The following is a 7,677-nucleotide window of genomic DNA, read 5'->3' on the forward strand; positions in this document are numbered from 1 at the left end:
AAAGATTATTTAGTCCAATTATTTGGAGAAAGAGGCTAAGCAGATGATTGATTTAAAAAGGAATCTTTTCAAAATTGATGTCCGGGCACAAAAGGATGAAGAGAAAGTTTTCATGCGTACGGCGTGAATAAGAAGGTGCAAACGCTTTTTTCACCTCAATATTATGTTAAAATAGTTAGTAATAGAAAATGAGGAGGATATTATGACAGATAATCGTAGTCATTTAGAAGAAAAGTACACTTGGGATTTGAGCACTATTTTTGCAACAGATAAGGATTGGGAAGCTGAAGTGAGTGGCTTAGCTAGTGAAATTGACGCGGCTAAGGATTTTTCAGGTCATTTACTAGATTCTAGCGCTAATCTGTTGACAATTACAGATACTTATTTAGAGTTAGCTCGTCGTGTTGAGAAAGTCTATGTCTATGCTCATATGAAAAATGATCAAGACACGACTGTTGCTAAATATCAAGAATATCAGGCTAAGGCTTCTGGCTTGTATGCTAAATTTAGCGAAGTGTTTTCATTCTATGACCCAGAAGTTATGGCATTGAGTCAGGAAGATTACCAAGCTTTTCTTGCGGAAACTTCTGATTTAAAAAGGTATCATCATTTCTTTGACAAATTGTTCCAGACACGTGACCATGTGCTTAGCCAGGCTGAAGAGGAATTATTAGCAGGAGCCCAAGAAATTTTCAATGGCGCTGAAGAAACCTTTAGCATTCTGGATAACGCTGATATTGTCTTTCCAGTAGTTAAAAATGATAGGGGGGAAGATGTTGAATTAACCCATGGTAACTTCATCAGTTTAATGGAATCTAAAGATCGTAGCGTTCGCCAAGCTGCTTACGAGGCAATGTATAGCACTTATGAACAGTTCCAACACACTTATGCTAAAACCTTACAAACAAATGTTAAGGTTCAAAATTACAAGGCGCGTGTTCATAAATACGATTCAGCACGTCAAGCTGCCATGGCTGCTAACTTTATTCCAGAAGCTGTTTACGACACTTTATTAGAAACGGTTAACAAACATTTACCACTTTTGCACCGTTACTTGAAACTTCGCCAAGATGTTCTTGGTCTAGATGAGTTGAAGATGTATGATGTTTACACACCATTATCTGAAACAGACCTAGCCATTGGTTATGATGAGGCTTTGAAAAAAGCTGAGAAGGTTTTGGCTGTTTTTGGTAAGGATTATGCAGACCGAGTGCACCGTGCCTTTACAGAACGTTGGATTGATGTTCATGTCAATAAAGGGAAGCGCTCTGGAGCTTATTCGGGCGGTTCCTACGACACCAATGCCTTTATGCTATTAAACTGGCAAGATACCTTAGACAATCTATACACTTTAGTTCATGAAACTGGGCACAGTTTGCATTCTACTTTCACTCGTGAAACACAGCCTTATGTGTATGGAGATTACAGTATTTTCTTGGCAGAAATTGCATCCACAACTAATGAAAACATCATGACAGAAGCTCTCTTAAATGAGGTGCAAGATGAGAAAGAACGCTTTGCCATTTTAAACCATTACCTTGACGGTTTCCGTGGCACCGTTTTCCGTCAAACCCAATTTGCTGAGTTTGAACACGCGATCCATCAAGCTGATCAAAAAGGAGAAGTGTTAACGAGCGAATACCTCAACCAATTGTATGCTGAGTTGAATGAAAAGTATTATGGGTTGAGTAAAGACGATAATCATTTTATTCAGTATGAATGGGCACGTATTCCTCACTTCTATTACAATTATTATGTTTATCAGTATGCTACAGGCTTTGCAGCAGCAAGTTATTTAGCCGATAAGATTGTTCACGGAACGCAAGACGATATTGATCATTACTTGACCTACCTCAAGTCAGGAAATTCTGACTACCCACTTGAGGTCATCGCTAAAGCGGGTGTTGATATGGCAAAAGGTGACTATCTTGAAGCAGCCTTTAAAGTCTTCGAAGAACGTCTAACAGAACTTGAAGCCCTTGTTGCAAAGGGAGTTCATCGCTAATACCATTGACAAGAGATTGCTTTGAGCATATCTCTTGTTTTTTCACTTTTTTATTTTATTATTAATTAGTAATAAACAGTGATATATTCACAAAGCCGCAGTGACCTACACTCGGTAAAGTTGAGTAGCATCGCTTGAGACTAAGATTGTTAGATTAGTCGATAATGTATTAAAGGAGACATGTTTATGGTTAAACGTATTGGTTTTATTTTTGGTAGCTTACGTCAAGAGTCAAATTCTCAAAAAGTAGCAGCAGCTGTTAAAGCCCTATTTCCAGAAGAAGTGGTAATCACTGAAATTCCTATTGGAGATCTTCCTCTTTATAATCCAGATCTTGATGAAGGAAATGTTCCTGAAAGCTATACTCGTTTCCGTCAAGCTGTCAAAGAACAAGATGGTATCGTATTTATCACTCCTGAATACAATCGTGGTCTACCGGCGGCCATTAAAAATGCTATTGACGTTGGTTCTCGTCCAATCGGTTAAGGGGTATTTGATAGCAAGCCAAGTCTCATCGTTTCGCACTCTACTGGGAATGTTTCTGGCTTTGGTGCCAATCACCAATTGCGTCAAAGTTTAGTTTTCTTAAACGTTCCTGTCTTGGCACAGCCAGAAGCTTATTTGGCACAAGCTGATCAATTATTCGATGATCAGGGGCAATTGTCAAATGAAGGCACAAAGGGATTCTTGCAAACGGTGGTTGATGCTTATCTTGGTTTTGCCAAACGTTTTGAGAATTAATCTCAGGTAACCAATTAATAATAAAGCTCATTTCATTAGTAGTGATGGTTTGGATTGACTCATAGGTCCATTCGGTCACTGCTTTTTTGTGTTATAATGGGAGCAATTAAGGAGAGGATGTCATGGAAATACGCCAAATCAGCTGGAGCGATCAAGCAGCTTTTGAAAAATTCCAAGCGCTTTTATTGGCAGAAAAAGCTGCTGGAAATTCTTTTGTTGAAACTAAAAAAGTCGTTGATTTTCCAGCTTTTGTTGCTAAAACTAAACGGTTTGAAACGCAAACAGATCATCCGGATTGGTCTACTAGTACGAATTATTATTATTATTTTCTAGATGATGAGTTGGTGGCTCGTATTCGTTGCCGCTGGCAGTTGGAAAAGGGAGATTTGGAAAGGTTTGGAGGACATATTGGTTACGTGACACGACCAGATTACCGTGGACAAGGAATTATGACAGAGTTACTACTCTTTGCATTAGAATGTTATCGGAAAAGAGGGATTTTGCGAGTCCTTATCACGGCAAACCGTTATAATATCGCTAGTCGGCGAACCATTGAAAAAGTTGGAGGTATCTTAGAAGATATTGTTCAGGTACCTATGGATTACAACGTATCATCAATGGCAGGTCAAGAACTTGCCCGTTATTGGATTAATTTAGGAGAAAAGTAGTGACTGTTCATTTTATTTGGGATTTTGATGGAACTTTAGTGGAGTCTAGTCAAGCGATTAGAGAAGTGTTAGCTTTGCTTTATCAGACCTATCATTTGCCTTTTGATGAGGATTGGGTCATGACCTTCATTATCCAAGAATCAATTGGTGCGTTATTGCAACAATTAGCTAGAGAAGAAGAATTGTCTTTTGAGGAATTATTGACCTTTTTCAATCAGGAACAAGAGGCGCGTGATCACATGATAAATGCGATGCCAGGTGCAAAAGAAGTCTTGGAAAAAACGGCTCAAAAAGGTGTCAAGCATTATATTCTGACCCATAAAGGCGCTACGACGCATCCTGTTTTGGAGCGATTAGACATGGCATCTTATTTTGAAGAAGTGGTAACAGCCGCCAATGGCTTTAAACGTAAACCAGATCCAGAAGCTCTAACCTACCTAATTAATAAATACCAAATGGACAAAAAGAGGACCTATTATATCGGTGACAGACCCTTAGATCAGCAAGCTGCAGAAAAATCAGGGATTCAATCCCTGAATTTAACTTGTCCAAGTAGTTCTAACAATCAGCACATTAACGATTTGATGGCGATTCTAGACCTCTTGCCAGAAATTCTTGATTAGCAAACCAGGCTTAATCATTTAGGAAGAATTCACATCAAATACTAGCAATAACATTAGTGTTGGCAGGTTGGTATTGTTTGCGAGTACACTTCAAAGATGGCTTTTGGAAGGAAGTGGAGTAGAATGAGGGGTATCATCTCTAAGGTTATCAGTTTTTCATAAGGTTTGTGTTCACTGTAAAAAAGTCTTATGTTAGGTTGCTAAATGAAATCGTAAGGGAATGTTTCTATTAAGCAGCATTTTTGACATTGGATGTGAGATATAATAAACTAAAAACCTAACATTGTTTCAACGAACTGTTTTAACGTTCGCTAAATAGAAAGAGGTTTTTTGTGAAAAAAACAAATCGTTATGTGGTAGCAATGGCTGGGGTTCTCCTTCATCTGATGCTAGGATCGACTTATGCCTGGAGTGTTTATCGAAACCCTATCATGCAGCAAACTGGTTGGGATCCAGCAACTGTTGCCTTTGCCTTTTCATTAGCTATTTTTTGCTTGGGATTGTCAGCAGCTTTTATGGGAACTTTGGTTGAAAAATGTGGTCCTCGTGTTACTGGGAGCATATCTGCTGTCCTGTATGCGGCAGGAAATATAATGACTGGCCTAGCTATTGATCGTCAAGAGATTTGGTTATTATATCTAGGGTATGGTATTATCGGTGGACTAGGGCTTGGAGCTGGTTACATTACCCCAGTATCTACTATTATCAAATGGTTTCCAGATAAGAGAGGTTTAGCGACTGGTCTGGCTATTATGGGGTTCGGCTTTGCCTCTTTGCTGACAAGTCCTGTTGCCCAGTGGTTGATTGCTACTAAGGGATTGGTTGCTACGTTCTACTTATTAGGTCTGGTTTATTTAGTGGTGATGTTACTAGCTTCTCAGTTCATTAAAAAACCAACTAGTCATGAATTAGCAAACTTGATGGAACGAAGTACTGGCCAACATAATGATTTGACCAAAGGCATGACAGCTAAAGAAGCCCTTAAAACCAAATCTTTTTACCTCCTTTGGATGATACTGTTTTTAAATATTGCTTGTGGGTTAGGCCTCATTTCAGTTGTTGCACCAATGGCTCAAGACCTTGCTGGTTTAACCCCAGAGGCTGCAGCGATTGTTGTTGGCTTGATGGGAATATTCAATGGATTTGGTCGTCTTTTATGGGCCGGTCTATCGGATTATATCGGTCGTCCTTTGACTGTGATGCTATTGTTTTTGGTTAATATAGCTATGACAAGTAGTCTTATTTTTGTTCATCAACCTTTCTTTTTTGTAGCTGCTATGGCTATTCTCATGACATGTTACGGCGCTGGTTTTTCTTTAATACCTCCGTATTTAAGTGACCTTTTCGGAGCTAAAGAATTAGCTATGCTTCATGGCTACATCTTAACAGCTTGGGCAATGGCTGCATTGGTTGGTCCCATGTTATTATCGTTTACCTTTGAGTGGACACAAAGTTATCTTTTCACCTTACAAGTTTTCATTTGTTTGTATAGTTTAGCTTTGGTATTAACCTGGTGCTTGAAAAAGTCAGCTACTAATCGATAATGTGAACATAAACTCTAGCAATGCCTAGAGTTTTTTTATATAATTAATGTCATGGTTAAATCATATAGTAAAAATGCAAATCACAATATGCGTCGTCCTGTTGTCAAAGAAGATATTGTTCACTACATGCGGACGAAGCAAAAGCAAAACACAGGTTTTTTGGCAGAACTAGAACAGTTCGCAAGGCAAGAAAATATCCCTATTATTCAACATGAAGTGGTTGCTTATTTTAGGTTCTTATTGCAGACCTTGAAGCCAAAGAAGATTCTCGAAATTGGTACAGCCATTGGCTTTTCTGCTCTTTTGATGGCAGAGAACGCTCCAGATGCTACGATTGTAACGATTGATCGTAATCCTGAAATGATTGGCTTTGCTAAGGATAATTTCGCCAAATATGATCGTCGCCAGCAAATTATTTTGTTAGAAGGCGATGCAGCTGATATTTTAGCGACTCTTGAAGGCTCTTTTGATTTTGTTTTTATGGATTCTGCTAAATCAAAATACATTGTTTTTCTTCCAGAAATCTTAAAGCGCCTGAGAGTTGGTGGCGTCATTATCTTGGATGATGTTTTTCAAGGTGGTGACATTGCTAAACCTATTGAAGAGGTTCGTCGTGGACAGCGTACCATTTATCGTGGGCTGCAAGCCTTGTTTGATGCTACCTTAAATCATCCGAGTCTGACAGCAAGCCTTGTTCCACTAAGTGATGGGTTGCTGATGATTCGTAAGAATCAGGAAGATATTACCTTACCAGATTAAGTTACGTTTAAGAAATTGTGATATAATATATTAGTTAATGATAAAAAGGAGCTCAGAAGTAAATGAAAAAATCAAACAAACTCATTGCTGGGATTATCACACTAGCATCAGTGATGACTTTGGCAGCTTGTCAATCAACCAATGACAATACTAAAGTTATCTCAATGAAGGGTGATACCATCAGTGTCAGCGACTTCTATAACGAAACCAAACACACAGAAGTTTCTCAAAAGGCCATGCTAAACCTTGTGGTTAGCCGTGTTTTTGAAGCTCAGTATGGTGATAAAGTATCTAACAAGGAAGTCGAAAAAGCTTACAATAAAACTGCTGATCAGTATGGTGCCTCATTCTCAGCAGCCTTGGCACAGTCAAGCTTGACACCAGAGACTTACAAAAAACAAATTCGCTCATCTAAATTGGTGGAGTATGCTCTCAGAGAAACTGCTAAAAAAGAGTTAACAACTGAAGCATACAAAAAGGCTTATGAAACTTATACTCCAACAATGTCAGCACAAGTGATTGCTCTTGATAGTGAGGAAACAGCTAAGTCTGTCTTAGAAGAATTAAAGGCTGAAGGTGCAGATTTTGCTGCAATTGCCAAAGAAAAAACGACAGCAGCAGATAAGAAAATTGCTTATAAATTTGATTCAGGTGCAACAAGCTTACCAGCAGATGTTGTTAAGGCAGCATCAGACTTGAACGAAGGAGACATGTCAGAAGTGATTTCGGTATTGGATCCAGCCACTTACCAAAATAAATTCTACATTGTCAAAGTCACTAAAAAAGCTGAAAAGAAAGCTGACTGGAAAGTCTATAAAAAACGTTTGAAAGCTATTATCCTTGCTGAAAAAACAAAAGACATGAACTTCCAAAACAAAATCATTGCTAAGGCTTTAGACAAAGCGAATGTTAAAATTAAGGATAGAGCGTTTGCCAATATTTTAGCGCAGTATGCTAACCTTGATAAAACAGACAAGTCTGCAAGCTCTAATGCAACAACACCAGCAGCGCCAACGGAAACGCCAGCTTCAGAAACACCAGAAGCTAGCCAGCCAGAGGCAGACCAATCCGAAGCAACACCAGCTGAAGGAACTGCTGATACTCAAACAGGTGAGGCTGCTGCTCAATAATGAACTATTCCCGTTGTTGTTTATCCCAATGATGATAAGGGTTTGCTGAACAGTAAAAAGAAAAATCGCCACGATAAAGCAGCGATTTTTCTCTTTTATGAGCCTCAAAAAACGTCAAAGCGTTATAATAGTTAGTGCAAATATCTCTATTAACGAGGTCTCACTATGCACATTATAACACAACTCAATCTCTTTGAAGACCAAGAA

The 7,677-nt window shown here is 38.7% G+C and carries 6 protein-coding genes and 1 pseudogene; all 7 read left to right on the top strand.

What is annotated here, in order from left to right:
- Window positions 1–202: 202 nt before the first annotated feature.
- The 7 genes and pseudogenes from pepF to prsA all read left to right on the top strand — a co-directional run bounded on the left by pepF (window position 203) and on the right by prsA (window position 7,470).
- Window positions 203–2,005: an oligoendopeptidase F gene (gene pepF, locus ACYTR8_RS09800; protein ID WP_111716988.1), complete on the top strand. Its 1,803-nt coding sequence runs from the start codon at window positions 203–205 to the stop codon at window positions 2,003–2,005.
- 186 nt (window positions 2,006–2,191) lie between these two features.
- Window positions 2,192–2,746: pseudogene (locus tag ACYTR8_RS09805) on the top strand (NADPH-dependent FMN reductase).
- A 122-nt stretch (window positions 2,747–2,868) separates the two neighbouring features.
- Window positions 2,869–3,414 (top strand): GNAT family N-acetyltransferase, encoded by a 546-nt coding sequence (locus tag ACYTR8_RS09810; RefSeq protein WP_479642087.1) that lies wholly within the window; start codon window positions 2,869–2,871, stop codon window positions 3,412–3,414.
- Window positions 3,414–4,037 (top strand): HAD-IA family hydrolase, encoded by a 624-nt coding sequence (locus ACYTR8_RS09815; RefSeq protein ID WP_479640535.1) that lies wholly within the window; start codon window positions 3,414–3,416, stop codon window positions 4,035–4,037. The genes ACYTR8_RS09810 and ACYTR8_RS09815 overlap by 1 nt, the downstream gene beginning before the upstream one ends.
- Before the next feature lie 332 nt (window positions 4,038–4,369).
- Entirely contained in the window at window positions 4,370–5,581 is a 1,212-nt protein-coding gene (locus ACYTR8_RS09820; protein ID WP_015017194.1) for an L-lactate MFS transporter, read from the top strand.
- Between the two features lie 51 nt (window positions 5,582–5,632).
- The gene (locus ACYTR8_RS09825; RefSeq protein WP_479642088.1) at window positions 5,633–6,340 is read left to right on the top strand and encodes an O-methyltransferase; all 708 of its coding nucleotides are present in this window, start codon (window positions 5,633–5,635) and stop codon (window positions 6,338–6,340) included.
- Between the two features lie 62 nt (window positions 6,341–6,402).
- On the top strand, window positions 6,403–7,470 hold the full coding sequence (gene prsA, locus ACYTR8_RS09830; protein WP_479642089.1) for a peptidylprolyl isomerase PrsA: 1,068 nt from the start codon (window positions 6,403–6,405) through the stop codon (window positions 7,468–7,470).
- Window positions 7,471–7,677: the final 207 nt, after the last annotated feature.

The sequence above is a fragment of the Streptococcus sp. F2 genome, from assembly GCF_056500955.1.